We start from the raw sequence: 26210 nt of genomic DNA, 5'->3' as shown, positions 1-26210 counted from the left end.
TGACCCCGTACACCGCTGCCACTCGATGCTCTGTGATCCGATGCCAGGACAAGTATTCCATCCAGGCATTCCCCATCGGATCGAAGGGGAAAAAGAGGCGCGCTCTCACCCGTCCCGGACGTTGTTCAGGAGCCCGGCCGAGACGAACGCCTCCATGGTCGCGCCGTCGTCGAGCGCTCCCGCCTCCTCGAAATACCGTACGACGGTCCGCGCCCTCGACGCGGTGTCCCGGGCCGTCCATTCCACCGAGAGCGACTCGGCCGCGACGGTCCTGGCCTCCTCGCGCGACAACCCCGCCGACCGGGCGACGACGGCCGCCGCCTCACGGTCCGGCTCGACGAACGCCGCGACGATTGCGGGCAGCAGAGGGCCGACGCAGGCGCGCTCCCCGGCGCTCAGCGCGGGCCAGAGCCGCTGGAGCAGGTCACGGAAGTAGGCGTGGTGCCTGCCCTCGTCCTCGGCGTGGTCGCGCACCAGGTCGCGTACGGCCCCCGGCAGCCGCCGGTCCCTGGGGATGTCGGTCAGGACGGTCGAGATGAGCGTCTCGCTGACGACCGCGAACAGCAGCCGTTCCAGCCCCCGGACCCGAGGGTCGAGACGCCTGCGGACGGCGTCGAGGCGCCGCAGGAAGGCCGGGGCGCCCGCGTCGGCCCACTCGACCCCTGAGCGCGCCTCGACCTGCCTGATCAGGTCGTAGGAGAGCTGGGCGTGCCAGGCCTCGTCCGTCACGATCTTGTAGGCGTCGGCGCGCATCCGCTCCGGGAGGTCCAGCCCGGAGCGCCCCCTGGCGATCCTGGCCGCGACGGGGATGATCGCGAGCTGTTCCAGCTCGACCGTGAAGTGCAGGTAGTGGTAGAGGTGCTGGGCGAGGGCGTCGTGGACCGCCCGCTCCCCCCGCTCGGCGACCAGCGGATGGCGCAGCACGGGGACGAGCTCCGGGGGGAAGTACAGCGCGTCCGGCGCCGGGGGGTCCATGACGGGCTGCGGCTTGACCCTGACGGCCGCCCGTTCGTCCCAGCGCTCGAAACGGCTGCCGTAGTCCTCCGGCGTGTCTCTCATCTCAACCGCACGAGCCCGCCGTCGGCAAGCGCCGTCATGGTCTCCGCCGTGTCCAGCAGCGCGGTCTCGGCGTCGACCGCGTACTCCCCGGCCAGCAGCAGGGCCAGCTCGCGCAGCGACCTGCGGCCGTCCACGCGCCTCCACAGGAAGCCCGCCGTCTCGGAGAGCTCGAAGACGCTCTCGCCCCAGGCGACGGTGATCGTGCCGCCGACGTTGCGCACCCGGACGTCGAGCCTGGGCACCGGTACGGCCTCGGGGGACAGCTGTTCCATCAGATCACGACCTCCATGGAGATCCGGCGGCACGCCAGTACGACGTCCTCGACCCACGCGGCCGGGTTCGCCGGGTCGTACCCCCGCATGGTCTCGATCGTCCAGTACTCCTCGAAGGGCATGATGGTCTGCTCGACCTGGCGGAACCGGCGTGCCCGCCACTTGGCGCTGTGGCCGAACTCCCCGCACGAGACGTGCAGGGCGTTGACCGCGTAGCCGAAGGCGAGCTTGGCCGAGAGCACGGCGCTCTCCACGTCTCCCGCCTTGAGCTGGCCGACGGCGTCCTCGACGAAGAGGTCCGACAGGTTGAGCGCGCGGCTGACCAGGATCGAGCGGATCGCCGAGGACTCCAGCTGTGTCCTGCGCCCGGCCAGCCACGACTCCCCCGTGACGGACACAGCGCTGCCGAGTCGTTCGAGGAAGTCCATCTCGTGGGAGGTGAGCAGGTCGGCCACGCTGTGGTTGGTGTCGAACTCCTCCCAGGACACCTTGGCGAACATCTGGTCGACCTGGGAGTCTGTCCAGTACTCGATGTCCCACCTGACGCCGTCCACGTGGACGACCTCGACGGGGACGTGGTCGGGGGTCAGCGCGACCGGGGCGAGAGCCGTGCTCGGGGCGGTTCTCTGGGCGGTGGACACGACGTAGACGTCGAGGTCGCTGCCCGAGTTGCCCCAGCCCCTGACCAGGGATCCGGCCAGGTAGACGGCCTGGTGGTCCTCGGGCAGCAGCCCGCGCGCGGCCAGTTCCGCCAGGTGTCCGCTCGGGTCAACCCGCATGGCCCGTCCCCTCCTCGATCAGGTGCAACATCCCGTGTTCGACGGCCTCGGCGACCTGCCGTGCCACCTGGTCCCCCGGCCGCCCGGTCAGTTCGGCGATCTCGGCGACCGAGCGGGCGCCGTCGACGGAGCGCAGCAGGTCCAGCCAGTCGTCGTCCTTCTCCAGCACGTACCGGACGGCGCCGTCCACGGCGACGTACCAGGTCCCCTCGGCCGTGGTGTCCGTGAGCAGGAGGAAGCCGTCCTCCTGCGCGGGCACCGACCCCGGCTCGACGGAGGGCGCGCAGCCGAGGATCTCCTCCGTCCGCGCCTCGTTCTCACCGCCCAAGGCGACGGGGATCGGGCCGGCGGACATGTCCACGACGGGCGGGGGAAGATCGCCGACCATCTGGGACAGCAGCCCCAGGTTCACCAGCCTGAGCAGGATCTCCACCTGGGCCAGGTCGTCCCGTTCCGTCAGCGACCCCAGCAGTCCCCGTACGGCGGAGCCGTCCAGCGCGCCGGAGGCGCCCGGTGCGGCCAGGGCCTCCTCGACGAGCGCCGCCCCGTCCCCGCGCAGCATCCGCAGGAAGACCCGGTGGGTGTGGCGCTGGCCCTCGCCGTAGAAGAAGGGGACCTTCTCCCGGGCGGCGATCCGGTCCGGCAGCACGCCCCGCATGCTCTCCCGCAGGATCGTCTTGTCCCACAGCAGTCGTTTCCTGTGGCTCGGCGGGATGGACAGGACCAGTTCGACCAGGCGGTGGTCGAGGAACGGCACCCGCGCCTCAATGCCGCTGCCCGCGGCCGTACGGTCCTCGTGCCAGCAGTTGTACTGCTGGATCTTGCTGTACTCGGCGGCCAGGTAGGCCCGGTAGGGGTCCTCACGTACGGCGAGCAGTTCCCTGGACAGCAGCGGCACGTCGGTCCGCGTCCACCAGGGCGCCAGGCCGGGGCGGGTCCGCAGGGCGCCGGAGCACGCCATGGAGTCGAGGGTCGCGACGAAGGCGTCCCAGCCGCCTCCCCCGCTGTAGTCCACCGAGTAGCCGCCGTTGAACTCGTCGCTGGCGGCCCCCAGGAGCATGCCCCGCAGCTCCGGCCTGGCCTGTTTGGCGTAGCGGTGCAGTTCGTGCTTGTAGTACTGCTCGGGCCCGCACTGCGGGTGCTCCATCAGCCACAGCAGCCGTTTCCACTCGTCCGGGGAGGGGATCCGATCGGCCTCGAAGCACACCTGGTGGTTGGGCAGGCCGAGCTTCCCGGCGAGCCAGGAGGCGTGCTCGGCGTCGCCGTTGCGCAGGGTGCTCGCCGACAGCACGGTGAAGGTGTGCAGCCGTCCCGCGTACGGCGTGGCCAGGGCGGTGACGGCCGCCGAGTCGACGCCGCCGCTGAGGAAGACCCCGAGTTCGGCGTCGGCGGTCGCGCACTCGGCCACGGACTCGGCCAGCAGTTCGCCGTAGCGGCGGACGAACTCCTCCTCAGAGGCGTCCGCGTCGGCCGTCGGCAGGGACCAGTACGTGTGCTCGCGGGTCGTCCCGTCGGCCAGGTCGATCTGCACGATCCGGCCCGCGGGGACGCACTCGATCCCGGTGAACCAGGTGGAGGGGACCTCCGCCCGGTGCGGGTACGGCGCGGCGCTGAGCATGGGGTGGGTGAGCGCCTGCTCCCAGTCCAGGGAGCGTGGCGTGGCCGGGTCGGCGAACAGCGCCTTGATCTCCGAGGCGAACACCACGCGCCGGCCGTCACGGTGGTAGTAGAGCGGTTTGATGCCGAACCGGTCGCGAGCCAGGACGAGCCGTCCGCGGCGACGGTCCCACAGCACGATGGCGAACATGCCGCGTACCTCGTCGAGGAAGGCGTCGCCCCGCTCGCGGTACAGGTGCAGGAGGACCTCGCAGTCGGAGCCCCCCTTGAGCCGGGTGCCCGCGGGAAGCCTCGCGGCCAGCTCACGGTGGTTGTAGACCTCGCCGTTGGCGATCAGGACGAGGTCGCCGTCCTCCGTCGAGAGGGGCTGGCCGCCGCTCTCCGGATCGACCAGGGAGAGCCTGGTGAAGGCGAGGCCGACCGGTCCCTGCCGCAGCAGTTCCCGGTCGTCGGGGCCTCGATGGGCGATGATCCGCGCCATCCGTTCCAGGAGCGCGTCCGTCGTGGCGTCCGTGTGGCCGCCGTCGATACGGGCCAGACCGGCCAGACCGCACATGTGCACCTCAGGGGTTGGGGGGAGTCCTTGCTCAGGCGACCACGCGCAGCACCGTGTTGTAGGCGACCTGCTTGGCCTGCGACTTGACGTAGGGCTTCAGGGGCTTGGAGGACTCGGCCGAGCCCTCCTCCTGGGGCTCCTCGGGCATGGGCTGCGGTCTGACGTACGGCTTCATGGGTTCTCCCGGGTTCAGGGGTTCCTGGACGGACGGCTGATCGCCATCGTGACCCTAGGTGGCGTCCGCGGGCCCGACAAGGAATTCGGTTCCAGCCGAATGCCCCCACTGACCGGCCAACTTCTCCAGGGCCTCCATGAGGTTGCGGTAGCGGTTCAGCGCCTGCCTGAGGGTGGCGGGGCGGTGGCCGACGCCGGGCTCGACGACGAGTTCCCAGGGCAGTCCGCGTTCGGCCGCCAGCCGTGCGAGGTCCCGGACGTCCCCGAGGCTGGAGATCGGGTCCCGGTCGCCCTGGATGAGGAAGACGGGACCGCTTCCCTGGCAGGCGAGCCGTACCGGGTCCAGGGGGGCGACGGCTCCCTCGGCGGTCAGGTCTCCGAACCTGCGGGTGAACCAGGCCCGGCAGCGGGGGTCCTCCTCGACCATCCTGCGCACGTGGCGCACCAGGTCGACCAGGGGCGAGCAGGCGACCACGCCGGCCGTACCGGGCAGGATGGCGTTGCCGAGCAGCGCGAGGCCGCCGCCGAAGCTGGCGCCGAGCAGGATCGTCCGGTCGCGGGGCACGCCCTTGCGCTCGGCGAACGTCAGGCAGGCCGTCAGGTCCTCCCGCAGGGTCTCCTCCCAGGCGCGCCACGCGCGTCTGGTGTGGGCCGCCCCGTAGCCGGACGATCCGGCGTAGTTCACCGCGAGGACGGCGATCCCGCGTTCCAGGAGTCTCCGGTAGAGCCCGTCGAAGCGGAGCTCGTCCCGTTCGACGATCTCCGGCCCGCCGTGCAGGGAGATCACCACGCCGGTCGGCCTGCCTCCCGGCAGGTGGACGTGGATGGGGGTGGCGCCCTGCCAGCGGTGGCTGGAGACGGCGCCGCCGCCGAGTGGCGGGACGCCTCCCGGCGCGGTGCGCGTTGTCCCGTCCGGTGCCAGCCAGGCCCACACGCCGCCGTTCACGACGGAGGTCAGGCGCAGCCCGGCACCCCCGGCGTGGGCGGAGCAGACCCGGATCCGGCCCGGCGGCAGCGGTACGGCCCGCCGGGCGCCGCTCGCCCGGTCGACGACGACCAGGCTGTCGGCGCCCTCGGAGGTGACGACCACGGCGATCGTGTCCGTGCCCGGTCCCAGGAAACGCGCGTCGACCAGGTCTCCCTCGATCCGGAGTTCGTCGGTGACGACGTCCGTGCCCGGCCGCCACGTCACCGGCCTGCCGTCGCGTTCGACGAGCGCCAGGCCGTCGCGGACGTCGAGCCAGCGTCCCTCGACCCGTCTCTCCACGGGGTCGTCAAGGTCCGGATCCAGGGGCCACACGTGGAGCACCGGCCGGTCGGGGGCGTCGTGGAGCTGGGTCACGGCCAGGTTCAGGCCGCCGTCCACGTGGACCGGCGACTCGCCGGGCCACCGGTTCGGGTGGATCCGCCCGGTCCCGCCGGGGAAGGCCTCAAGGATCGCCTGGGCGCCCGTGTCCGTCTCCACGACCAGCGCGACGCCCCGTGTCCCGCCGACCGGCCGTCCCGGCAGGGCGTCGAACGGTGCCCACCCCCGCGCGGCGGCACCCGTCAGGGGGGCCTCCCAGGTGACCGGGTCACCGCGCAGGGGCCGCTGGACGACCCGCAGGGTCGTGCCGTCCCGGTGGACGGACAGGAAGGCGGCCTCGTCCCCGGCGAAGATCGTGACGTCGGCCTCGTCGTCGATCCGGTGCACCGTACCGTCGGGGCCCGTGAGCAGCACGCCCTTCTCGTCCTGGTCGGCCAGCACCGGGCCGCCCGACCAGTCGAGCATCTCGACGTGCCCTTCGGCGAAGACGGTCTCCACCTCGTGGAGCCCGCTCACCACCGGGTGTTGCCCTTCCAGTTCCCGGCGAGCCCGTCGATCTGCTCCCGCAGCACGTCGGCGTGGCCGGTGTGCCGGGCGGTGTCCTCGATGAGGTGGGCCAGCACCCAGCGCATGGTCGGCGTGGCCGGGGCGGTCGGGCGCAGCGTCCGCACGCCGGGTGCGTCCAGGGACGCGCAGCCGTCGATGACGGCGTCCGAACGGGCGGCGGCGGCGCGGTAGGCCGCGATCACCTCCTCGGCCGTCTCCCCTGGCCTTACCTCCTGGTCGCACAGTTCGGAGGGGAGGTCGACGCCCGCGTACGCCCAGCTCACCCAGCCGAGCTCCATGACCGTCAGGTGTTTGAGCAGCGCGAGCAGGCTCTTGCCCGAGGGAACGAGTTCCCTGGCGGCCTGTTCGTCGTCGACGCCCGCCGACTTCGCGATCACGGACTCCCGCAGGTAGCGCAGGAAGGCGTGCAGCGTGGTCTTCTCGTCGGCGGTGAGGGACGGCGTCATCAACGGCGTCGTCGTCGGTGGCATGCGGTGGTCCTTCCTGGAACAGGCGTCAGGCGGCCGGGTGCACGGTCTCGTTGTCGAGATACTCCAGCAGCGCCCGACCTGACCGGTTCAGCTCATACATCACACGTACACCGATTCGATGCCGTTGCACCACACCGGCGGCGACCAGAGCCGTCAGGTGTTCCGAGACCGTGCTCGCCGCCAGGCCGAGGGTCGTCGCCAGCACCGAGGTGGTGGTGGGAACCGCCAGCGCCCTGACGATGGCGGCCCTGCCGCGTCCCACCAGGATCGCCAGCCGGTCACCGCGTTCCGGCTCCGCGTCCTGCCTGACCGCCCCCGACGCCCGTCCCCCGGCCAGTACGGCCGAGCCGCGCGCCTGGTAGGCGATCGCCACCTCCTCCTGCGAGCCGGTGGCGCACAACGGCGTGCCGCGGGCGAAGAGCAGCGGGACCAGCACCAGCCTGCTCGCGCCCCGGATGTCGCGCCGGGACGACGAGGAGTCGTTGAGGCTCAGCGTCGGCCGGTCCCAGCGCAGCCGCCCGCCGAGCCTGCCGAGTACGGCCCCGCCGCCCGCGGTGGCCAGCACCCTGGCCTGGAGCAGCACCTCCTGGTCCAGCACGGGCCGCATGGCCGACCAGTACGGCGCGACCGTGGCCGCCCAGTAGTCCTGGAGCAGGTCCGCATACCAGTCGAGCGCCTCCCGGGGCTCCCTGGCGAACCGGGCGAACGGCTCCGGCGTCCCCGACGGGTGGCGGCGGGCCAGTTCCTCCCTGACCGTCTCCTCGGGTACGGCGCGCAGCGCGGCGAGTTCCTCGTCGATCCCGGCCGCCCCCGGCGGCGGGGCCGGGGTGAGGAAGGCGGGCAGCGGGAGCCCGACCCCGGCGAACCACGCCAGGGCCTCACCCCCGCGTCCCCTGGCGAGCGCCTGCCTGGCGTTCCTGGCCCACACGGTGTACGGCCACGGGCAGGCGTCCCGCCTGCTGAGCAGCGACAGGCTCGCCACCGTCTCCCACAGTGGGCTGATCCCGATCCGCAGGTTGCCGAGTACGGCGTCGCCCACGTCGACCTCGATCATCAGTTCACGACCAGGGCCTGGTCGGGCGACCTCCACAGGTCTTCCTCGGCGCCGCGCCACCACCAGTCGTCCAGCCCCGCCCCGCGGCCCGCCGCGACCACCGGGGTCGCGCAGTGCCGCTCGACCTCCGCGAGGTAGGCCGCGATGGGGGGCGCCTCGGCGCCCCCGGACGCGGCGGCGACGTCCTCGGCGCTCCAGCCGGGGAGCATCCGTACCGCGGGGGCCCTGTCCTGGTCGTAGAGCCCGATCGCCGGGAAGCCCGCGAGCACGTCGAACTTGGTCATCACGATCCCGTCCGCCTGGTTGAGGCGGCAGGCGCTGCGCAACCAGCCGATGTCGAGCCAGCCGGTGTCCCGCATCAGGTCGGTCGCACGGTCGAGTTCCTCGCCGCGTTCCTGCAGTTCGGCGTTGAGCTCGCCGTACAGCCGTGAGGGCAGTTCACCGCCGCCGACCTTGGTGACGTAGGCGGGGGTCACCAGCAGGACGCTCGCGATGTCCCTCGGGCCGACCCCCAGGCCGGTGAGGACCGCCCCGACCGTGGTGTTGCTTGAGGTCACGTAGGGGTAGTCGCCGTGGTCGAGGTCCAGTCTGCTGCCCTGGGCGCCCTCGGCGACCACCCGCGCGCCGTGGTCGAGCCGGTCGCGCAGGTAGGCGACCTCGTCGACACAGCAGTGACCGATCAGGTCGGCGAACTCCTCGGCGACCGGCCGCAGGTCGGCGGGCAGGCGGTCCCCGCCGGTCAGCAGGTCCTTGACCCGCAGTCCCGTGCGCGCCGCCTTGTCGCGGTAGGCCTGGCCGACGCCCATCCGGGTGCTGCCCACGCCGCTTCCGGCGCTGTCGGCCTCCCGGTGGTCGGCGGTGATGACGTGGGCCCGCAGGGAGACGCGCAGGCGGTCCGTGACGTCGGGGAAGGCGACGCGCAGCGTCGCCACCTCGTTCAGCAGCATCCTGGGCTCGATGACGCAGCCGCCGCCGACGACGCCGACGGCCCCGCTCAAAATCCCGCTGGGCACCATCCGCAGCACCCACGGCTCGGTACGGCCCGGCGCGAGCACCGAGTGGGCGGCGTTCGGCCCGCCCTGGAAGCGGGCGCACACGTGGGCGTCCCGGCTGAGGGCCGCCGCGATCTTTCCCTTGCCCTCGTCTCCCCAGTGGGCTCCGAGGACGGCGAGTACCGGCATCTCGTCCCCTCTCAGACCGCGGCCGACAGGCCGGAGATGAACGAGGGGTTGCCGAGCAGGCGGGTGGCCCGGGAGTTCTGGTTGTGCAGTTCCCGGTAGAACTCCTCGTCGAGGCGCACGACCTCCGGGGAGTAGAACATCCAGGAGATGATGTCGCGGTACTTGAAGCCGGTCCTGGTGAGCTGCACCCGGTCCCCGGGCAGGCGGGTCAGCAGGCCGAGTTCCTCGGCGGCGAGCAGGACGGGCTCGAACAGGTGGGCGTGCTCGCGGTAGCCGTACCTGTCGAGGTCGTGCAGGTTCAGGTCGAACAGGTCCAGGGCCAGCCGCTTGCGGATCCGCTCGACGTCGTCGTAGACGAACCCGGCCCGGGGGGCGAGGCTGCCGGTGTTGGCGCCCTTGATGTAGTCGCCGACCTCGGCGAGCGTGGGGTTGGCGCTGCCGCCGACGATGTAGTCGACCGTGTTGGTGTAGGTCCGCGCCCCGGCGCCCAGGCCGAGCACGGGGACGCCGTGGAACTGCAGGACCTTCTGGACGTAGCCCCCGCGTCCCGGCTTCTTGTACCGGACGTTGGACTCCTGGACGTATCCCGCCGACAGCAGTTTCTCCTGCGCGTAGTCGTAGCGGTCGTACAGGGCGCCGTTGCGCATGTACCGGTACCTGCCGGTCTTGGAGAACCAGGCGTCCGGGCGGATCGTCAGGAAGTAGGTGCTGATCGTCTCGGGGGCCAGGGAGACCAGTTCGTCGACCGACTCGCGCCAGGACTGGTCGTCCTGTCCGGCGAATCCCATGATCAGGTCGGTGCTGAGGTTGGCGAGGTCCGTCGTCTTGACGATCTCGATCGCCTTGCGGACCGTGCGCTCGTTGGCCTGGCCGCGTCCCGCCTCACGGATCTCCTGCGGCCGCAGGGACTGGATGCCCATGTTGACCCTGGTCAGGCCGCGTGCGATCAGGTGGCGCAGGGTGTCGGGCCGGTCGACGATGGAGTCGGGCGTCGCCTCGACCGCGACCTCCTCGGTGGTGCTGCGCCAGTTGGGGTAGACCTCGGTCAGCGTGTCGAAGATCTGGTCGAAGTTGCGGCGGTGCAGCAGGCTCGGCGTTCCCCCGCCGATGTAGACCGTCCGTAATCGCCGGTCCCGGATCACCGAGGCGTGCCTGCGGATGTCCGCGCACAGCGCCTCGGTGTAGGCGTCGTACACGTCCGCGTCCTCGGAGATGACGGTGTACAGGTTGCAGAACCCGCATTTGTACCTGCAGAAGGGAACGTGCAGGTAGAGGTTGAGTTCGCGCGTCGGCGAATGGCTCAGGTCCTCTTCCCAGATGGCCTCGACGGCCCGTCCCGGATCCAGCGGGCGGTAGGAGGAACGCACCGGATAGCAGTAGACGAAGGGAGGGATGGCCCCGCCGTCGATGGACCGCTGGAGTTCAGATTTGGTGGACATCTGTGCTCACTCCCAGCTGCAGAGTTATGGGTGGGAGACACGCTTTTTCAGGCGGCCAAAGCACCCATTAGCCCACAAACGGGCTTACAAGTGAGCCTCATCATACGTATGACTTTGGTAGTGTCAAGGACCTATAGTTAAGAAGGTTTACCGTTCACGAGGGCCGGATCCGCTGGCTCTCCAAGCAGTCACGAGGCCTTGACCTGCGTAAATGCGAAGGGCCTCAGGCGGGGCTTGTTTCCGGGCCTCGTCCTCATACTTAATACGTATGATCTGAGTACTTGTGGCACCCGCGTGGGACCACCGAGACCGCCCGAATGGATTCGCATGTCACGCTCCGACGTGAGCCCCACCTTCAACCGCCCCTCCGTCGAGCAGGCTGAGCTGGTCGTGCTCGACTACGGCTCGCAGTACAGCCTCCTGATAGCCCGCCGAATCCGTGAACTGGGCGTGTACTGCGAACTGATGCCCGCGACCGCCGACGTCTCGGAGATCGCCGCGCGCAAACCGCGCGGGATCGTGCTGTCCGGCGGCCCGCACAGCGTCTACGACGACGGCGCCGCCGGACTGCCCGAAGGACTGCTCGACCTGGGGATTCCCGTCCTCGGCATCTGCTACGGAGCCCAGCTGCTCGCCCACTCCCTCGGCGGCAGGGTGGCCTCCGCCCCCAGCCGGGAGTTCGGCCGCGCCGAGGTGCTCCTCGAAGGCGACTCCCCCCTGCTCACCGGCGTCGAGTCGAACTCCGTCGCGTGGATGAGCCACACCGACCACATCGTCGAGGTGCCGCCCGGCTTCGAGGTGTTCGCGCGCAGCGGCGACGGCCTGATCGCCGTCATCGGCGACGGCGCCCTGTTCTGGGGCGTGCAGTTCCACCCCGAGGTCGCGCACACCGCCTTCGGCCGCGACCTGCTGCGCAACTTCGCCCTCGACCTGTGCGGCTGCGCGGGCGACTGGTCGGCCACGTCGTTCATCGAGAACACCGTCGACTGGCTGCGCACCCGGATCGGCGACCGGCGCGTCATCTGCGCGCTGTCGGGCGGAGTCGACTCCGGCGTCGCCGCCGCCCTGGTCTCCCGGGCCGTCGGCTCCCAGCTGACCTGCGTTTTCGTCGACAACGGGCTGCTGCGCCTCGGCGAGGCCGAGCAGTGCATGGACGTGTTCTCCCGCCACCTGAACATGCGCGTCGTCAAGGTGGACGCCAGCGAGAAGTTCCTCAGCGCCCTCGACGGCGTGGTCGACCCCGAGGAGAAGCGCCGCCGGATCGGCCGCAGCTTCATGGAGGTCTTCGAGGAGGTCGCCCCCACCCTCGGCGACGCCGACTTCTTCGCCCAGGGCACCACCTACCCGGACGTCATCGAGAGCGCCGGCGACTCCAAGCGCCACTCCTCGGCCGCGGCGAAGATCAAGACGCACCACAACGTGGGCGGGCTGCCCGACACCATGCGCCTGGAACTCCTGGACCCGCTGTCGTTCCTGTTCAAGGACGAGGTACGCCAGGTGGGCCGCAGCCTCGGCCTGCCCGAGGAGATCGTCGACCGCCACCCCTTCCCCGGCCCCGGCCTCGCCGTACGGATGACCGGCGCGGTGACCAGGGAGCGGCTGGAACGGCTGCGCCGGGCCGACCACATCTTCATCTCGGAGCTGCGCGCGGCCGGTCTCTACCGGCACACCGCGCAGGCGCTGGCCGTCCTCACCTCCGAGCGGACCGTCGGCGTGCTCGGCGACGCCCGGACCTACGAGGACGTCCTGGCCCTGCGCGCCGTGGACACCGAAGACTGGATGACGGCCGACTGGTCGCGTTTCTCCCACGACTTCCTGGCGACGGTGAGCAACCGCATCGTCAACGAGGTGCCGGGCATCAGCCGCGTGGTGTACGACATCACCAGCAAGCCCCCGGCGACCGTGGAGTGGGAGTGACGACCTCCCGGGAACGTCAGACGCCCCGCGAGACTCCGGGCTCCTGGGGTGGCGCACTTCCCGGCGTCTTGGGCGGCGAACTCCCCCGCCCCTCGGGCGGCGAACTTCCCGGTGCCTTGGGAGGCAGGCGGTGACGGCTCCCCGTCGCGTGTGCGTGACCGGTGCCGCCAGCGGCATCGGTCACGCCGCCGCCGAGATCTTCCTCAAACGCGGCGACCAGGTCACCCTGGTCGACCGCGACGAGACCGCCCTCGCCCAGGCCGCCGAACGGCTGGCCGCCGAACACGGCGCCGACCGGGTCCGGCCGTACGCGGTGGACGTCTCCGTGGCCGAGCAGGTCGAGGACCTCTTCGCCGGGATCGCGGACGCCGGGGGGCTGGACACCCTGGTCCTGGCGGCGGGCGTCACCAGCGACGGGTTCGTCTCCGACATGTCGGAACACGACTGGTCCTACATCCTGGGCGTCAACCTCACCGGCCCCTTCCTGTGCCTGAAGCGGGCGGCGCCGCTGCTGCGGCTCTCCTCCGGCGGCTCGGTCGTCGCGGTCGGCTCGGTCTCGGCCCACGTGATCGGCGCCGGCGGCGGGTGCGCCGCCTACGAGGCGTCCAAGGCGGGCCTGGTGCAGCTGGTACGCGCCTTCGCCGTGGAGAACGCCCCGTACGGCGTGCGGGCGAACATCGTGAGCCCGGGACGGACGGCCACCCGGCTCGGCGAGAACACCCGGAGACTCGCCGAGACCGTCTACACCTCCGCCGACGGTCCCCGGCGGGAACGTCACTCCTTCGGGGCGCCGCTACGCTTCGAGGGACGCCCCGAGGAGATCGCCGGTGCCATCCACTTCCTCGCCGGTGACGACGCCCGGTTCGTCACCGGCACCGAGTTGCTGGTGGACGGCGGCTACACCGCCATCTGACCGGCCCGGGGCCGGAGCACCGTCCGGCCCCGAGAGGAACCGGCTTGCCCCGGGGCCGCCCCATCAGCTGTACCGTCATCTGCCCAAGAGAGGACTCTGAGAGGAGCCCGGACATGGCCCTTCCCCTTTACGACCACGACCTCCCCGGCACGTTCATCGCCTTCTGCGGCATGGACGGCAGTGGGAAGACCAGCCTCATCGAGGGGCTCTCCAAGCGGCTGGCCTCGGGTGGTGTGGAACCGGTCGTGACCATGCAGCCGTCCAGGTATGCCCGGGAGTCCCCGCTGTTCACCCGCTACATCTACCACCCGGAGGAGCGGCACCAGGTCGACTACCGCGCCCTGATCTGCCTGCTGACCAGCGACCGGCTGCAGAACCTCCACGAGGTGGTGCTGCCCGCCCTCCGCGAAGGGCGCACGGTCATCACCGACAGGTACGTCTTCACGGCGCTGGCGCAGATGAGGGCACGCGGCTTCGCCAACGAGGAGTGGTTCTTCGAGATCTGCAAGCACGTGCCCAGGCCGGACCTGACGCTGCTGTGCGACCCGGGTTTCCAGGTCTCGCAGGGCCGGGTCGGACGCCGTACCGACTGGCGTGACTCCTACATCGAGGCCGACCACGACCAGCAGCTCTACATGAACTACCAGATCGTCGCCGACGAGGAGGGATTGGTCCGCTTCGACACGAACCTCCCGGTCGAGGAGAGCCTGGACCTCCTGTACGGCATCGTCAACGACCGCCTCCCCAACCTCCTGGGCTGACGTCCTCTTCGGTTCGCCGCCGGGGGGCGGGTCACTTTCTCCGTGCGGCGCCGACCAGCCCGGACTCGTAGGCGACGATGACAAGCTGGGCTCTGTCACGGGCTCTCAGCTTGGCGAGCAGGCTGCCGATGTGCGTCTTGACGGTTGCCAGACTGATATGGAGATGGTCGGATATCTCGGTGTTCGACAGGCCGCGCGCGACATGGAAGAGCACTTCGCGCTCCCTGTCCGTGACACCGGCGAGTAGGCGGCCATGGCCTCGCGTGCTCACCGGCCCGGGGCTTCGCACGAACTCCGCGATCAACCTGCGGGTCACGGCCGGCGAGGTCAGGGACTCCCCTCGCGCGACCACACGGACGGCGGAAAGAAGGTCAGCGGGCGGGGTGTCCTTGAGGACGAACCCACTGGCTCCGGTGTGCGGTGCCCCGTGGACGGCCCGTATCAGGGCGGCTACGGTGCCCAACCCTCACATGGCGCAGGATGGGGCAGCCCACCGGGGTCGTGAGTCAACTGTCACCGGGTGTACCTGCGGATGCGGTAGCGCAGTCCGGACACGGAAGACCGCCAGCCTTTATCCTCGGAGACTCTCCACGTCGGGCCCGGTGCCGGCGCATAGGTGTCGCCGTCCACCGTCCAGTCGACCTCAGTCACCGAGAGCATTGTTGCGTACTCCAGGGCGGCCCGGTAAATCTCCCCGCCTCCGATCACCCATGCTGTTGCAGGGGCAGCTCGCTCCAACGGCTGGGCTGCAAGCTCCAGAGCCTCGGCGACAGACTCAGCGCGTTCGGCACCACTGGCCACCCACTGCGGATCACGAGTCACCACGATGTTGCGCCTGCCGGACAGCGGGCGGAAGCGTGGAGGCAGCGAATCCCACGTCTTGCGCCCCATCACCACGGGATGGCCGAGGGTGGTTGCCTTGAAATGTGCCATGTCCTCAGGCAGGCTCCACGGAATCGCATTGTCCGCACCGATCACGCCATCAAGGGTCTGCGCCCAGATCAGCCCGACGTTCACACCGCGACCGAGGCTTTGATGGCCGGGTGGTGCTGGTAGTCGAGCACCTCCACATCGGCGTAGGCGTAGTCGAAAAGCGAGTTGGCCCGGCGCAGACGCAACCCGGGAAACTCGAACGGGGTGCGCGAGAGCTGCTCGGTCACCTGCTCGACGTGATTGTCGTAGATGTGGCAGTCGCCGCCGGTCCAGATGAAGTCGCCGACCTTGAGGCCGGCCTGCTGAGCCACCATGTGCGTGAGCAGGGCATAGCTGGCGATGTTGAACGGGACGCCGAGGAACAGATCCGCGCTGCGCTGGTACAGCTGGCAGGAGAGCCTGCCGTCGGCGACGTAAAACTGGAAGAAGGCGTGGCAGGGCGCGAGAGCCATCTTGTCGAGCTCGGCGACGTTCCAGGCGGAGACGATCATCCGGCGGCAGTCCGGGTCCCGGCTCAGAGTGTCGAGAACCTCGCTGACCTGGTCGATGTGCCTGCCATCCGGGGCGGGCCAGGATCGCCACTGCGCGCCGTAAACCGGACCGAGTTCGCCGTTCACGTCAGCCCATTCGTCCCAGATGGTGACGCCGTGCTCCTGTAGCCAGCCGACGTTCGAGTCGCCACGCAGGAACCACAGCAGCTCGTACACGATGGACCTGATATGCACCTTTTTGGTGGTGACCAGCGGGAACCCCTGTGAGAGGTCGTAGCGTAGTTGATGCCCGAAGACACTTCGGGTGCCGGTACCCGTCCGGTCGGCTTTGGCCGTCCCGGAGGTGTGTACCAGCCGCAAAAGGTCTTCGTACTGAGTGTCCGCCACGGCGGCCGAGTCTACTGGCCGCCGGCAGGCACGCACTCGACGGCCATGTCTCCCCGTACACCGTGGTGTCGGCGTGAGGCTCAGCGTCGGTGGCGGGCTACGGAGTCGCGTTCAGCGACATGCCGGGCGACGGCGTCGATGCCGGGGCGTGCGTACCGCTCCGGAGAACTGCCAGTGGATCCACTCCGTCGCCCCTCTTGGCGGTGGTCTTCCCACGTTTGTCCTGCGGGTGGAGGTCCTCCACGTTCAGGTAGAGCACCTCATTGGCGCGGGCGGCGGACTCATAAACGTCTTCTCCCGCAGCGCGATGTCGAGACGCCGCAGGGCGGCAATCTGGTTCTCCGCGAGGGCTTTGGTGCGGTCCGGCGGGGCCCGCCGCCGCTCGATGCCGATCGTCGGATCGCAGACGATCCAGCCCTGGCGCTGCCACCAGCCGATCGCCTTGCGGTGATGGACAGTTCCCGGTTGACGGTGCCGGCGTTCATCTCGTCTGCTCGCGCCGCCGACGACTTGACCGGCACCTCCGGCAGCGCAGGGTCGTCGATGGCGGCGACGGGGGAGACGGGCGGCAGTAAATCCGGCATTTACTGCGGCAGCACCCTGACGAGCCATCAGGCCACTCAGCCGACCTCGAAACGGAACCATCGCTACCACCAGCCTTCACGGCGAGCGCAGCCCCGAGCGTTACCCAGCGCTACACGTCCATTCGCCGGAGCTGTACGAGAACAGGGCCGAATCGGGGCGCTCGGGTGCCGCGCTGGTTGTTCTGTCTCATTTGATCTTTGTCGGCGGCCTGGTCGCCGAGCTGGACGAACGTAATCGGGGGTGAGACCGCGTCGCCGGACTCGTCTCACTTCTCGTTGCCGTTGAGACGCGGATGCGCGAGAGCGTCTCGCCTTGGGTTGCCGGTGAAGTCGATTCCCAAACGAGTCCGCCGGTGCCCTGAGCCAGCTGGCTCTTCCATCCCGCTGACGACCGCTCAAGATACTGCTCCGCCCCGGCACGGCCGGTTGTCAGGAGCCAGGCAGCCGGACCGACGGCAACCGACACGCCCTGACTGTCCCGGCTCAGTCGAACCGGCGCCGACTCAGTAGAAGTGGCGCAGAAGGCGTAGACCAGATAGAAGTTCGCCAGCCGGGTAGGTACGTTCCACCTTCATGTTCACGGGCGACTCCAGCCAGCCCCCAGCCCTCGTCTCCCATGACAGAAGCTTCGATCTTGATGTGGGTACGGCGACCGCGGCAATTTCAGTCAGGGGGCTGTTGTGCGGATATCGCGACGTCAGGCACTGCAAGCCGTGATTCTGGCGGCCGTCGGAGACGCGCTGGGCGCCTGCGGTCCGTCCTCGACGGAAAAGGGGGCGGGGTCGACGCCTGCCACGGCACAGAACATTCCGGCCGCAACAGGCACGAAGGGTGGATGGCTGATGCCCGAGGAGACGCATCCGCACGAGCAGACGTTCATGTCATGGCCGACCGAGCTGATCTGGGGGGCCGACATCGCCGACGTGCGCGACGACATCGCCGGCGTCGCCCGCGTGATCGCCGGCTTCGAGCCGGTCGTGCTGCTGGCCGGCCCCCGGGACGTCAAGGCGGCGCAGCGTGCCTGCGGCTCCCAGGTCGAGGTGGTCTCGATCCCGGTCGACGATCTGTGGATGCGCGACATCGGCCCCACCTTCGTGCTGGACGGCAAGAAGCTCGCCGGGGTCGACTTCCACTTCAACGGCTGGGGCGGCAAGCAGGAACACGGTCGTGACTCCGGCGTCGCCCGCGAGATCCTGGCCATGGAGAAGGTCGCCCGGATCGCCGCGCCCATCGTCGGCGAGGGTGGTTCGATCGAGGTCGACGGCGTCGGCACGCTCATGGCCACCGAGAGCTCGTTGATCAACAACAACCGCAACCCGGGCAAGACCAAGGCCGACATCGAGGCCGCCTTGACCCAGACCGTCGGCGCGACCACGTTCATCTGGGTGAAGGGCGTCAAGGGCAAGGACGTCACCGACTGCCACATCGACGCGCTGGCCCGCTTCTCCGAGCCCGGAGTCGTTGTGGTCAGTACCCCGCCCGAGGACGCCCCGCAGGACGTCTGGACCGCCGCCTACGACCAGGCGCACGCGGTACTGAGATCAGCCGTCGACGCCCGCGGCAAGCGGCTGGAACTGGTCGAACTGCCCGAACCCGAGGACGTCGGCCGGCGTGGCGAGGGCTTCCTGGCCACCTACGTCAACTACTACGTGGTCAACGGCGGCGTCGTCCTGCCCCGTTTCGGCGACAAGAAGGCCGACAGGGACGCGGTCTCCATCATCCGCGAACTCTACCCTGGCCGCGAGGTCGTTCAGGTGGGCGTCGACACTCTGGGCGAGGGCGGCGGCGGCATCCACTGCGCCACCCAGCAGATGCCCAAGAGGACATGAACTGCAATGCTCTGGTGGCCACGGCCGGTATGGTCGCGGTGGCGGTGATCGGCCGGGTGTCCGGCTCCGGATCGACGAGAAGACCAGCAGACTGCTTGAGGAATACCTCCTTCGAGGGGTCCCGGTGGCAACGAAGAAATTTCGACGAAGTGCTGTCTGAGCTGTGCTAACGAGGGTTTCGTAGAATTCAGGGTTTTGGCTGTGGATGGATATGCCCGGCGCAGGGGCAGACTTCCCCGCGTCACCTCCGCTGCTCTGGACCTGGTCAGGTGGTGTCCCGGGAACCGGACAGAATCGAGATTCTGTTCGATATTTGTGCCGTGTTGACCTGGGAAAAGACATCCGACATCGAACACCACCCCAAACACTGTCCGGTTTAAGATGATTTTCGGGACGTTCATGCAGCTGGTGGACGCGTAACGGCACCCGTCCGATCGCCCGACCGGGAGGTACGTCACTGCCCGCTGTCTTTGTCGAGCATTCCCAGAGCTGAGCAGAGAGAGATGGAAAGGGTCATCCATACGACGAACGCCCCACCACCGTAGAGCAGTGCGCGTGGAATGCTTCCGTCCGCTGCCCAGGACAGCACACTCGCGATGACCGCAACCAGCAGAGACAGGGTGGTTGCCAAAGCGACGAGCAAGATCCGTACCGAAAGTCCGGGGCGCACGGCCCACATCCCTTCTGTGAAGGGGTGGCCGTTCCAAGACACGCGTCTCAGCTAGACCACCAAAAACGGTAGTTGGCTGAGACGGTGTTGCCGCGAGGTGGGCGCGAGCTGTGAAAGCTCGTGCCCCCTCGGGACGACGCCCTCGATCAGTCCTTCAAGAGTAGGAAACTTCGACGGATCACACCAGAGGCCCTTACCCTCATTAGCGTCCTGGGCCGTTTCAGCTGTATGGTCATGGCGCTCGTGGGCCTGGGACTTGGGACACTTCTGAGGTCCACCGGAGCCGCGTTCGTCTCGATCTTCGCGCTGCTGTTCGTCGTTCCCCCGTTGACCTCGTTCCTGCCCGCTCCCTGGCACGAATGGATCGGCTCGCTCACACTGCCGATGGCGTCCAACCTTCTGTCCGGACGGATAACGGGTGACTGGTTCCCGCCCATGGCGGCGACGCTCGTGCTGCTCGGCTACATCGTGGTCTCGCTTGCCGCCGCGGGAGCCGCTCTGTCGCGCAGAGACCCGTAGAGGCCCGTGGAAACTCGCGAGACGAGGTCACGGCCGGTCCGGAACCGGCCGTGACCTCGACCTCAATGGCGAGCTGTGATCAGTCGCGCTCTTCGTATCGCCGGGATATCGCAAGTTGTGGCGGAGCGGCTGTCTCTTCGCCGGCCCAAGCACCTCTCTGACGCCCCGGTCCGCGGTCTCATCGGCTGCGTCCCCACGCCCCGAGCCCTTGAGAAGGGGGGCTCAGACCGTAGGGACGAGTTCAGACCGTGGAGACTGGCTCAGTGGACGGGCTCCTTCTCCTCTGACTGGTTGAACTGGGTGCGGTGGAGCTCCTCGTAGCGGCCGCCGGCGGCGAGGAGGGAGGCGTGGGTGCCGCGCTCCACGATGCGGCCGTTCTCGACCACGAGGATGAGGTCCGCGGCGCGGACGGTGGAGAGCCGGTGGGCGATCACCACCGAGGTCCGCCCGGCGAGCGCCTCACCCAGGGCCTCCTGGACGGCGGCCTCCGAGGTGGAGTCCAGGTGGGCGGTCGCCTCGTCGAGGATGACGACCCGGGGGCGTGCCAGCAGCAGCCTGGCGATCGTCAGACGCTGACGCTCACCACCGGACAGGCGGTATCCGCGCTCACCCACGACCGTGTCCAGCCCGTCGGGCAGCGCCGAGACGAGGTCGGCCAGCCGGGCGCGCCGCAGCACCTCCCAGATCTCCTCATCCGTGGCCTCAGGGCGGGCCAGCAGGAGGTTGGCGCGGACGGACTCGTGGAACAGGTGCCCGTCCTGCGTCACCATGCCGAGCGTCTCACGCACCGACTCGGCGCTCAGGTCACGGACGTCGACACCGGACAGCCGCACCGCGCCGCTGTCGACGTCGTAGAGACGTGCCGCCAGCTGCGCGATCGTCGACTTGCCCGCCCCCGAGGAGCCCACCAGCGCGACCATCTGCCCGGGCTCGGCCCGGAAGGACACCCCGTGCAGCACCTCGACGCCACCACGGGTGTCGAGGGTCGAGACCTCCTCAAGTGAGGCGAGCGACACCTTGTCGGCCGAGGGATAGGCGAAGCCGACCCCGTCGAACTCGATGGAGACCGGCCCCTCGGGCACCGGCCTGGCGTCCGGGGCGTCGGTGATGAGGGGCTTGAGGTCGAGCACCTCGAAGACCCGCTCGAAGCTCACCAGCGCGGTCATCACCTCGACCCGCGCGCTGGCCAGGGCGGTCAGCGGGGCGTAGAGCCGGGTGAGCAGCAGCGCCATCGCCACGACCGCGCCCGGTTCGAGCTGCCCGCGCAGCGCGTAGAACCCGCCGAGGCCGTAGACGACGGCCAGGGCGAGCGCGGAGACCAGCACCAGCGCGGTGACGAACACCGACTGGGACATGGCCGTGCGCACGCCGATGTCGCGCACCCGCCTGGCCCGCCCCTCGAACTCCGCCGACTCGCGCCTGGGCCTGCCGAAGAGCTTCACCAGCGTGGCGCCCGGCGCGGAGAAGCGCTCGGTCATCTGGGTGATCATCGCGGCGTTGTGGTCGGCCGACTCGCGTTCGAGCCTGGCCAGACGGGTGCCCATCCGGCGGGCGGGCAGCACGAAGAGCGGCAGCAGGAGCAGGGCCAGCAGGGTGATCTGCCAGGAGGTCCCGACCATCACGATGAGCGTGAGCACGAGCGTCACGATGTTTCCGACCACGCCGGAGAGGGTGTCGCTGAAGGCCCGCTGCGCCCCGATGACGTCGTTGTTCAGCCTGCTGACCAGGGCGCCGGTGCGGGTGCGGGTGAAGAAGGCGATCGGCATGCGCTGCACGTGGTCGAACACGGTGGTGCGCAGGTCGAGGATGAGCCCCTCGCCGATGCTCGCCGACAGCCAGCGGGTGACCAGCCCGAGCCCGGCCTCGACGACCGCGATGACGGCGATCAGGGAGGCCAGGAGCACGACGAGGCCGAAGTCGGCGCCCTCGACGATCGCGTTGACGACCCGGCCCGCGAGCACGGGAGTCGCGACCGCGAGAACCGCCGTCGTGACGCTGAGCAGCAGGAACCACGTCAGGAACCGGCGGTGCGGCCTGGCGAAGGCGCCGATGCGCCGCAGGGTCGCCCGGGAGAAGGGCCTGCGCTCGTTCTGGGCGTGCATCGCGTGGTACATCGACGTCCACGCGGTGACTTCTATGTCCATCGCTCTTCTCCGGGGGGGGTGGTGGCCTTCCGACCGCTCTTCGAACAGGTTGACGACACCGAAAGGCTCTCATCCGTCACCGACAAAACCGCCGCGTGACCGCGTCCGCGTGGAGACGGGGCGTGGCCGCCCTCCAGGTGTGGCCTCCCCGAACACTAAGACCTCAACATATGTTCAGGTCAACCATGGCACGACATCCCGTGAGACACGTCACGAACTAGGCAAGAAAAACGACATAAGGTATAAAAAGGTATAAAGAGCCTCGTGGCGCGTCGCCGGGTGTCCGACTGATCACAAAGATCCGCCACGTCTCCGTCACGGAAACCCCGTGAAGGCATGCGGGAAGCCCATGAGCTCCGCGAGCCCCACGAAGCAGCGGGGAAGCCCACGGGCCCGGCCCCCGCGAAACCCCGCCAAGGAAAGCCCAGAGCGACCCACAGGAAAGTCTCATGAGTCAGGACAACAGCAACGCACACGTCGTCGTCGAGATCGACCTCACGCTTGAGGAGGCCCGGCGGCGGGCCGCGGTCATGGAGGCCCTGGGAGACGACTGGGACCCGATCGCGGTGATGCGGGGCGAGGAGGAGGCCTACGACCTGCTCTACTCGGGCCTCGACGAGCGGCAGCAGGAGACCTACGACATGCTCGTCGCCGCGGGGGTCCTGCCGTACCGGGGGGCGGGGCATGCTGCCGATTGATCCGCACGCCGACCTGGGACGCAGGGCCTGGGTCCCCTGCCCGGGATGCCGCGACGACAGGGACTGCGCCCCCTGCTCCGACGGCCGCAACTGCTCGGACCACTGGCGCTATCTCATCCGCACCACGGGAAGCCTGCTGCACCTGCAGTGCCCCGGCTGCACCCACCTGTGGAGCCACGAAACCAACTTCGGCGCAGGCGGCGGCCGCCCCTTCTGATTGACCGCCGCAAAGCTCTGTTCCCGTCAAACGCCTCACCTGCCATGTCCTGTTCATGAAATATGGCGTTCATGGACGAAGGACTTGCGCGTGCGGGGCGGGCCATGGCCGTGGGGACGTTCGTCTCCAGGGTCACCGGTTTCCTGCGCACACTGACACTGGTCGCCGCGCTCGGGCTCGGGAAGGGCCTGTTCGACACCTACACCGTCGCCAACACGCTGCCCAACTCGATCTACGACCTGGTGCTCGGCGGGGCGTTGACCAGCGTCCTGGTCCCGCTGCTCGTCCGGTATCCCGACGAGCTCTACGCGCAACGGCTGCTGTCGCTGGTGGTCTACGGCCTGGGCGCCACCGTGGTGGTCACCACCCTGTTCGCCCCGCAGATCGTGGACCTGTGCGCCGGTGACCTCGGCGCGGACCAGCGGCGGGTGGCGATCGCGCTCACCCGTTTCTTCCTGCCGCAGGTCCTGTTCTACGGCGTGGGGACGACCCTGGCCGCCGTCCTGAGCGCCCGGGGCCGCCAGGCCGTACCGATGTGGGCGCCGGTGGCCAACAACCTCATGGTCGTCGCGACCACCGCCGCCTACCTGGCGATCGGCGGCACCGGCAGCCTTGAGAGGCTGACCGTCGCCCAGACCTGGCTGCTCGGCGTGGGCACCACGGCGGGCGTCGCCGTACAGGCGCTCGTGCTCTGCCTGGCCACGCGCGGCACCGGGTTCCGGATACGGCTGCGCGCCGATCCGCGAGGGGTCGGTGTCCGGCGGATCGCGGCCATGGCGGGCTGGACGCTCCTGTCCGTGGCCGCCGCGCAGATGGCGATCATCGTGGTCAACCGGCTCGCCCTGGCCTCGGGGGAGGGAGCCCTCGGCGCCTACGCCAACGCCTACACGCTGTTCCAACTGCCCTACGCGGTCGTCACCGTGTCCATCGTCACCGGAGTGCTGCCGGGGCTGAGCCGGGCCGCGGCGCGGCGGGACCTGTCGCTGGTGACGGCCGAACTGTCCCGGTGTCTGCGGCTGTCCGGCGTGGTGCTCCTGCCGGTGGCCGCCTTCCTGGTCGTGCTCGGCCCGTACCTGGCCACCGTCCTGTTCGCGCACGGCAACGCCACCCCTTCGGCCGCCGCGCTCACCGGGTCGGTCCTGGCCGCCTACGGCCTGGCCCTGGTGCCGTTCTGCGGCTATCAGGTTCTGTTGCGCGGTTTCTACGCCATGCAGGACACCCGTACCCCGGCCATGATCGGGCTGCTCGTCACGGCGACCACGATCGGCGGCGCGGTGGTCTCGGCGTGGCTGGTGCCCGGCCCACGGATGGTCGTCGGGGTCGCGGTCGGGTACGCGCTGGCCAACTGCGCCGGATTCCTCGTGGCGGCGGCCGTACTGCGGGGCAGGCTCGGCAGGGTCGACGGTCACCGCCTGCTGCGCGCGCACGGCCGGATGCTCCCCGCCGCGCTCGTCGCGGGCGGGGCCGCGGCCGTCGTGGCACGCCTGACCGGGCAGGTCACCGGACCGGGGTGGGCGAGTTCACTCGCCGTGGTGCTCGCGGCGGGCGCGTGCGGGGCCCTGCTGTACGGCCTGGCCGCGTGGGCGCTGCGCGTCTCCGAGCTCCGAACCCTGGTCAGCGCCCTGCGCGCCTGACCGCCGCGCCCGCGAAACCGGCCCTGCGCGCCTGGCCGGCGTACCAGTGAGCCGGCCGCGTGCCTGGCCGGCGTACCCGCGAGCCGGCCCCTACGTGCCTGAGGAACCGTCCGTCGGCACGCGCCTGAGGACGGCCAGCGCCTTCGAGGCGGCGTCGCGCACCGCGGGCTCCTCGTCGGCCAGGCACGCGGCCACCACCTCGGTCAGGTACGGCACCGCGGCCCTGAGATCGAGGACGACCTGGGCCATGATCACCTCAATGGCCTCCTCGTCCCAGACGTCCTCGCTCTCCTCGGAGTCCTCGGGGTCCTCGCTGAGCAGCGTCTCCAGGGTCGCGGCGATCTCCGCCTCCCGCCCCCGGGGGTCGGCCGCGGCCCTGATCTCCGCCTGCGGCACCTCGGGCTGGGCGGCCTCGCCGACCTCCCCGAGGAAGTCCAGCAGTACGGCCCGCAGCGGCGCCGAGGCCACCCGGCGCCGGGCCGTACGGGGATCGGACAGCAGCCCGGCGACGACCAGCGCCGCGGGCGGGGTTGCCGACCAGGGCGTTCCCTGGTGGATCACCGCCGCCCACAGGTGGTCGACGGCCTTGACCCGCGCCCGCTCGTCGTCGCCGGCCAGCGCTTCGAGGTGGGCGGGAACGTCGACGGCGACGCCGTAGGCGTGGAACAGCCGCGACCAGTCAGGCTCGCCCAAGCCGTTACCGGGCCTGCTCAAGCAGCTTCTCCGTGCCGACCAGGCGGACGCAGACGGCCAGGCCGCTGATCGCCAGCTCGACCTCGGGCAGCTCGGGGTAGGTGGGCGCGATGCGGATGGTGCTGTCGGCGGGGTCGTCGCCGTAGGGGTGGGTCGCACCGGCCGGGGTCAGCGCGATGCCCGCCTCCGCGGCGCGGCTGACCACCTGGCGGGCGCACCCCGGCAGCACGTCGAGGCTGATGAAGTAGCCGCCGAGGGGCTTGGACCAGGTGGCCAGGCCGGTTCCGCCGAGCTCCTTGCCGAGGATCAGGTCGACCGTGTCGAACTTCGGCCGGATCAGCTCCCGGTGGCGGCGCATGTGGTCGAGAACGCCCGCCTCGTCCTTGAGGAACTCCACGTGCCGCAGGTGGTTGATCTTGTCGGGGCCGATGGTGCGCTTGCCGGTGTGGCCGAGCAGCCAGGACACGTTCGCCGGGGAGGAGCCGAAGAACGCGACGCCGCCCCCGGCGAAGGTGATCTTCGAGGTGGAGCCGAAGACGAAGGCGCGGTCGGGGTTTCCGTGCTCCGCGCACAGCGCCAGGATGTCGGCGATCTCGACCTGGGTGTCCGTCAGGTGGTGTACGGCGTAGGCGTTGTCCCAATAAATCCGGAAATCGGAGGCGGCCGTCGGCATGGCGGCCAGGCGCCGTACGGTCTCGTCGGCGTAGGAGACGCCGTTGGGGTTGCTGTACTTGGGCACGCACCAGATGCCCTTGATCTGGGCGTCCTGCCGCACGAGGTCCTCGACGACGTCCATGTCGGGGCCCTGGTCGTTCATCGGCACCGGAATCAGCTCGATGCCGAAGCGCTGGGCCAGCGCGAAGTGACGGTCGTACCCCGGCACCGGGCACAGGAAGGCGACCCTCGGCTCGTCCACCCAGCGGCGTTCGCCACCGGGCACACCGCTGAGCAGCGCATGGACGAGGGTGTCGTGCATCAGGGACAGGCTGGAGTTGTTCGCCGCGACGAGCTGGGCGGCGGGCACCTGGAGCAGGCCGCTGAAGATCGCCCGAAGCTCGGCCAGACCCTGTCCGCCACCGTAGTTACGGCAGTCGGTCCCGTCGGCGGCGGTGTGGCCGCTGGGCAGCGTCAGCATGGCGGAGGCCAGGTCCAGCTGGCCGGCCGAAGGCTTGCCCCGGGTGAGGTCAAGCGAGAGACCGCGCTGGACGAGCGCGTCGTAGTCACGCCGGGCGCGGTCACGCTGAGCGGTCAGCTCGTCGAGGTTCAGAGCCGAAAAGGTCACGGGATTTCCTTCGCCTGCTGGTCAGAATGGCCTTCGCAGAATAGAACAGCCGGAAAGCGGGTTA

General features: G+C 69.8%; 24 protein-coding genes and 1 pseudogene. 8 read left to right on the top strand and 17 right to left on the bottom strand.

The window, feature by feature from the left end:
- Positions 1 to 105: 105 nt before the first annotated feature.
- The 10 genes from ABZ470_RS18340 to ABZ470_RS18295 are packed head-to-tail and all read right to left on the bottom strand — an operon-like array spanning position 106 to position 10474.
- A complete protein-coding gene (locus tag ABZ470_RS18340; RefSeq protein WP_362912393.1) occupies positions 106 to 1059 on the bottom strand; it encodes a diiron oxygenase in 954 nt (317 codons plus the stop codon).
- Positions 1056 to 1331 carry a PqqD family protein gene (locus ABZ470_RS18335; RefSeq protein WP_352011058.1) on the bottom strand — a complete coding sequence of 92 codons (276 nt, stop codon included), beginning with the start codon at positions 1329 to 1331 and terminating at the stop codon, positions 1056 to 1058. Before ABZ470_RS18335 ends, ABZ470_RS18340 begins: the two co-directional genes overlap by 4 nt.
- Positions 1331 to 2110 carry a hypothetical protein gene (locus ABZ470_RS18330; protein ID WP_362777832.1) on the bottom strand — a complete coding sequence of 260 codons (780 nt, stop codon included), beginning with the start codon at positions 2108 to 2110 and terminating at the stop codon, positions 1331 to 1333. Before ABZ470_RS18330 ends, ABZ470_RS18335 begins: the two co-directional genes overlap by 1 nt.
- Positions 2100 to 4283: an asparagine synthase (glutamine-hydrolyzing) gene (gene asnB / locus ABZ470_RS18325; protein WP_362912391.1), complete on the bottom strand. Its 2184-nt coding sequence runs from the start codon at positions 4281 to 4283 to the stop codon at positions 2100 to 2102. The genes ABZ470_RS18330 and asnB overlap by 11 nt, the downstream gene beginning before the upstream one ends.
- Positions 4284 to 4314: 31 nt before the next feature.
- Positions 4315 to 4458, bottom strand: a complete 144-nt coding sequence (locus ABZ470_RS18320; RefSeq protein ID WP_362912389.1) for a hypothetical protein — start codon at positions 4456 to 4458, stop codon at positions 4315 to 4317.
- A 54-nt stretch (positions 4459 to 4512) separates the two neighbouring features.
- Complete coding sequence (locus ABZ470_RS18315; RefSeq protein ID WP_362912387.1) at positions 4513 to 6279, bottom strand: prolyl oligopeptidase family serine peptidase; 1767 nt, start codon at positions 6277 to 6279, stop codon at positions 4513 to 4515.
- Positions 6276 to 6800: a DinB family protein gene (locus ABZ470_RS18310; RefSeq protein ID WP_352011063.1), complete on the bottom strand. Its 525-nt coding sequence runs from the start codon at positions 6798 to 6800 to the stop codon at positions 6276 to 6278. The genes ABZ470_RS18315 and ABZ470_RS18310 overlap by 4 nt, the downstream gene beginning before the upstream one ends.
- A 25-nt stretch (positions 6801 to 6825) precedes the next feature.
- Positions 6826 to 7854: a winged helix-turn-helix domain-containing protein gene (locus ABZ470_RS18305; protein ID WP_362912385.1), complete on the bottom strand. Its 1029-nt coding sequence runs from the start codon at positions 7852 to 7854 to the stop codon at positions 6826 to 6828.
- The gene (locus tag ABZ470_RS18300) at positions 7854 to 9035 is read right to left on the bottom strand and encodes an adenylosuccinate synthetase (protein WP_362912383.1); all 1182 of its coding nucleotides are present in this window, start codon (positions 9033 to 9035) and stop codon (positions 7854 to 7856) included. Before ABZ470_RS18300 ends, ABZ470_RS18305 begins: the two co-directional genes overlap by 1 nt.
- A gap of 11 nt (positions 9036 to 9046) precedes the next feature.
- Positions 9047 to 10474: a radical SAM protein gene (locus ABZ470_RS18295; RefSeq protein ID WP_352011066.1), complete on the bottom strand. Its 1428-nt coding sequence runs from the start codon at positions 10472 to 10474 to the stop codon at positions 9047 to 9049.
- Positions 10475 to 10801: 327 nt separating this feature from the next.
- Between ABZ470_RS18295 and guaA the strand changes: the two genes are divergently transcribed.
- The 3 genes from guaA (at position 10802) to tmk (ending at position 14065) form a co-directional block, all read left to right on the top strand.
- Positions 10802 to 12391: a glutamine-hydrolyzing GMP synthase gene (guaA, locus tag ABZ470_RS18290; RefSeq protein ID WP_352011067.1), complete on the top strand. Its 1590-nt coding sequence runs from the start codon at positions 10802 to 10804 to the stop codon at positions 12389 to 12391.
- Between the two features lie 130 nt (positions 12392 to 12521).
- Positions 12522 to 13304, top strand: a complete 783-nt coding sequence (locus tag ABZ470_RS18285) for an SDR family oxidoreductase (protein WP_362912381.1) — start codon at positions 12522 to 12524, stop codon at positions 13302 to 13304.
- A gap of 113 nt (positions 13305 to 13417) precedes the next feature.
- Positions 13418 to 14065, top strand: coding sequence for a dTMP kinase (tmk, locus tag ABZ470_RS18280; RefSeq protein WP_362777816.1), 648 nt, complete (start codon positions 13418 to 13420; stop codon positions 14063 to 14065).
- A 31-nt stretch (positions 14066 to 14096) separates the two neighbouring features.
- On the opposite strand, the pseudogene ABZ470_RS18275 reads toward tmk, so the two are convergent.
- From ABZ470_RS18275 to ABZ470_RS18265, 3 genes and pseudogenes are all read right to left on the bottom strand, one after another.
- Positions 14097 to 14477 (bottom strand): annotated as a pseudogene (locus ABZ470_RS18275) (response regulator transcription factor); the annotation flags it as partial.
- A 101-nt stretch (positions 14478 to 14578) separates the two neighbouring features.
- Complete coding sequence (locus tag ABZ470_RS18270; protein ID WP_362912379.1) at positions 14579 to 15082, bottom strand: dihydrofolate reductase; 504 nt, start codon at positions 15080 to 15082, stop codon at positions 14579 to 14581.
- Positions 15079 to 15876: a thymidylate synthase gene (locus ABZ470_RS18265; RefSeq protein ID WP_362912377.1), complete on the bottom strand. Its 798-nt coding sequence runs from the start codon at positions 15874 to 15876 to the stop codon at positions 15079 to 15081. The genes ABZ470_RS18270 and ABZ470_RS18265 overlap by 4 nt, the downstream gene beginning before the upstream one ends.
- 1426 nt (positions 15877 to 17302) lie before the next feature.
- Here ABZ470_RS18265 and ABZ470_RS18260 point away from each other — a divergent pair.
- A complete protein-coding gene (locus tag ABZ470_RS18260; RefSeq protein WP_362912375.1) occupies positions 17303 to 18289 on the top strand; it encodes an agmatine deiminase family protein in 987 nt (328 codons plus the stop codon).
- 454 nt (positions 18290 to 18743) lie between these two features.
- Here the strand turns inward: ABZ470_RS18260 and ABZ470_RS18255 are convergent, their stop codons facing one another.
- Positions 18744 to 18959: a hypothetical protein gene (locus ABZ470_RS18255; protein WP_362912373.1), complete on the bottom strand. Its 216-nt coding sequence runs from the start codon at positions 18957 to 18959 to the stop codon at positions 18744 to 18746.
- A gap of 234 nt (positions 18960 to 19193) precedes the next feature.
- Between ABZ470_RS18255 and ABZ470_RS18250 the strand changes: the two genes are divergently transcribed.
- Entirely contained in the window at positions 19194 to 19478 is a 285-nt protein-coding gene (locus tag ABZ470_RS18250; protein ID WP_362912371.1) for a hypothetical protein, read from the top strand.
- A 260-nt stretch (positions 19479 to 19738) separates the two neighbouring features.
- Here ABZ470_RS18250 and ABZ470_RS18245 read toward each other — a convergent pair whose 3' ends face one another.
- On the bottom strand, positions 19739 to 21622 hold the full coding sequence (locus ABZ470_RS18245) for an ABC transporter ATP-binding protein (RefSeq protein WP_352011070.1): 1884 nt from the start codon (positions 21620 to 21622) through the stop codon (positions 19739 to 19741).
- Positions 21623 to 22071: 449 nt separating this feature from the next.
- Here ABZ470_RS18245 and ABZ470_RS18240 point away from each other — a divergent pair, with 449 nt between their 5' ends.
- From ABZ470_RS18240 to murJ, 3 genes are all read left to right on the top strand, one after another.
- Positions 22072 to 22320, top strand: coding sequence for a DUF6400 family protein (locus ABZ470_RS18240; RefSeq protein ID WP_362777814.1), 249 nt, complete (start codon positions 22072 to 22074; stop codon positions 22318 to 22320).
- Complete coding sequence (locus ABZ470_RS18235) at positions 22307 to 22537, top strand: hypothetical protein (protein WP_352011072.1); 231 nt, start codon at positions 22307 to 22309, stop codon at positions 22535 to 22537. The genes ABZ470_RS18240 and ABZ470_RS18235 overlap by 14 nt, the downstream gene beginning before the upstream one ends.
- 71 nt (positions 22538 to 22608) lie before the next feature.
- Positions 22609 to 24171, top strand: coding sequence for a murein biosynthesis integral membrane protein MurJ (gene murJ, locus ABZ470_RS18230; protein WP_362912369.1), 1563 nt, complete (start codon positions 22609 to 22611; stop codon positions 24169 to 24171).
- A 90-nt stretch (positions 24172 to 24261) separates the two neighbouring features.
- Here murJ and ABZ470_RS18225 read toward each other — a convergent pair whose 3' ends face one another.
- Positions 24262 to 24885 (bottom strand): hypothetical protein, encoded by a 624-nt coding sequence (locus ABZ470_RS18225; RefSeq protein ID WP_362912367.1) that lies wholly within the window; start codon positions 24883 to 24885, stop codon positions 24262 to 24264.
- Positions 24869 to 26146 carry an aminotransferase class I/II-fold pyridoxal phosphate-dependent enzyme gene (locus ABZ470_RS18220; protein ID WP_362912365.1) on the bottom strand — a complete coding sequence of 426 codons (1278 nt, stop codon included), beginning with the start codon at positions 26144 to 26146 and terminating at the stop codon, positions 24869 to 24871. The genes ABZ470_RS18225 and ABZ470_RS18220 overlap by 17 nt, the downstream gene beginning before the upstream one ends.
- Positions 26147 to 26210 lie beyond the last annotated feature (64 nt).

The sequence above is a fragment of the Streptosporangium sp. NPDC020072 genome (genome assembly GCF_040631445.1).
Classification (GTDB): domain Bacteria; phylum Actinomycetota; class Actinomycetes; order Streptosporangiales; family Streptosporangiaceae; genus Streptosporangium.
This window is presented reverse-complemented; position numbering and strand designations above follow the sequence as displayed.

What these genes read in the sequence shown, in the direction of transcription:
- ABZ470_RS18340 (WP_362912393.1), bottom strand. Translation starts at nt 1,059, where the DNA reads ATGAGAGACACGCCGGAGGACTACGGCAGCCGTTTCGAGCGCTGGGAC.
- ABZ470_RS18335 (WP_352011058.1), bottom strand. Translation starts at nt 1,331, where the DNA reads ATGGAACAGCTGTCCCCCGAGGCCGTACCGGTGCCCAGGCTCGACGTC.
- ABZ470_RS18330 (WP_362777832.1), bottom strand. Translation starts at nt 2,110, where the DNA reads ATGCGGGTTGACCCGAGCGGACACCTGGCGGAACTGGCCGCGCGCGGG.
- asnB (WP_362912391.1), bottom strand. Translation starts at nt 4,283, where the DNA reads ATGTGCGGTCTGGCCGGTCTGGCCCGTATCGACGGCGGCCACACGGAC.
- ABZ470_RS18320 (WP_362912389.1), bottom strand. Translation starts at nt 4,458, where the DNA reads ATGAAGCCGTACGTCAGACCGCAGCCCATGCCCGAGGAGCCCCAGGAG.
- ABZ470_RS18310 (WP_352011063.1), bottom strand. Translation starts at nt 6,800, where the DNA reads ATGCCACCGACGACGACGCCGTTGATGACGCCGTCCCTCACCGCCGAC.
- ABZ470_RS18305 (WP_362912385.1), bottom strand. Translation starts at nt 7,854, where the DNA reads ATGATCGAGGTCGACGTGGGCGACGCCGTACTCGGCAACCTGCGGATC.
- ABZ470_RS18300 (WP_362912383.1), bottom strand. Translation starts at nt 9,035, where the DNA reads ATGCCGGTACTCGCCGTCCTCGGAGCCCACTGGGGAGACGAGGGCAAG.
- ABZ470_RS18295 (WP_352011066.1), bottom strand. Translation starts at nt 10,474, where the DNA reads ATGTCCACCAAATCTGAACTCCAGCGGTCCATCGACGGCGGGGCCATC.
- guaA (WP_352011067.1), top strand. Translation starts at nt 10,802, where the DNA reads ATGTCACGCTCCGACGTGAGCCCCACCTTCAACCGCCCCTCCGTCGAG.
- tmk (WP_362777816.1), top strand. Translation starts at nt 13,418, where the DNA reads ATGGCCCTTCCCCTTTACGACCACGACCTCCCCGGCACGTTCATCGCC.
- ABZ470_RS18260 (WP_362912375.1), top strand. Translation starts at nt 17,303, where the DNA reads ATGCCCGAGGAGACGCATCCGCACGAGCAGACGTTCATGTCATGGCCG.
- ABZ470_RS18250 (WP_362912371.1), top strand. Translation starts at nt 19,194, where the DNA reads ATGGCGCTCGTGGGCCTGGGACTTGGGACACTTCTGAGGTCCACCGGA.
- ABZ470_RS18245 (WP_352011070.1), bottom strand. Translation starts at nt 21,622, where the DNA reads ATGGACATAGAAGTCACCGCGTGGACGTCGATGTACCACGCGATGCAC.
- ABZ470_RS18240 (WP_362777814.1), top strand. Translation starts at nt 22,072, where the DNA reads ATGAGTCAGGACAACAGCAACGCACACGTCGTCGTCGAGATCGACCTC.
- ABZ470_RS18235 (WP_352011072.1), top strand. Translation starts at nt 22,307, where the DNA reads ATGCTGCCGATTGATCCGCACGCCGACCTGGGACGCAGGGCCTGGGTC.
- murJ (WP_362912369.1), top strand. Translation starts at nt 22,609, where the DNA reads ATGGACGAAGGACTTGCGCGTGCGGGGCGGGCCATGGCCGTGGGGACG.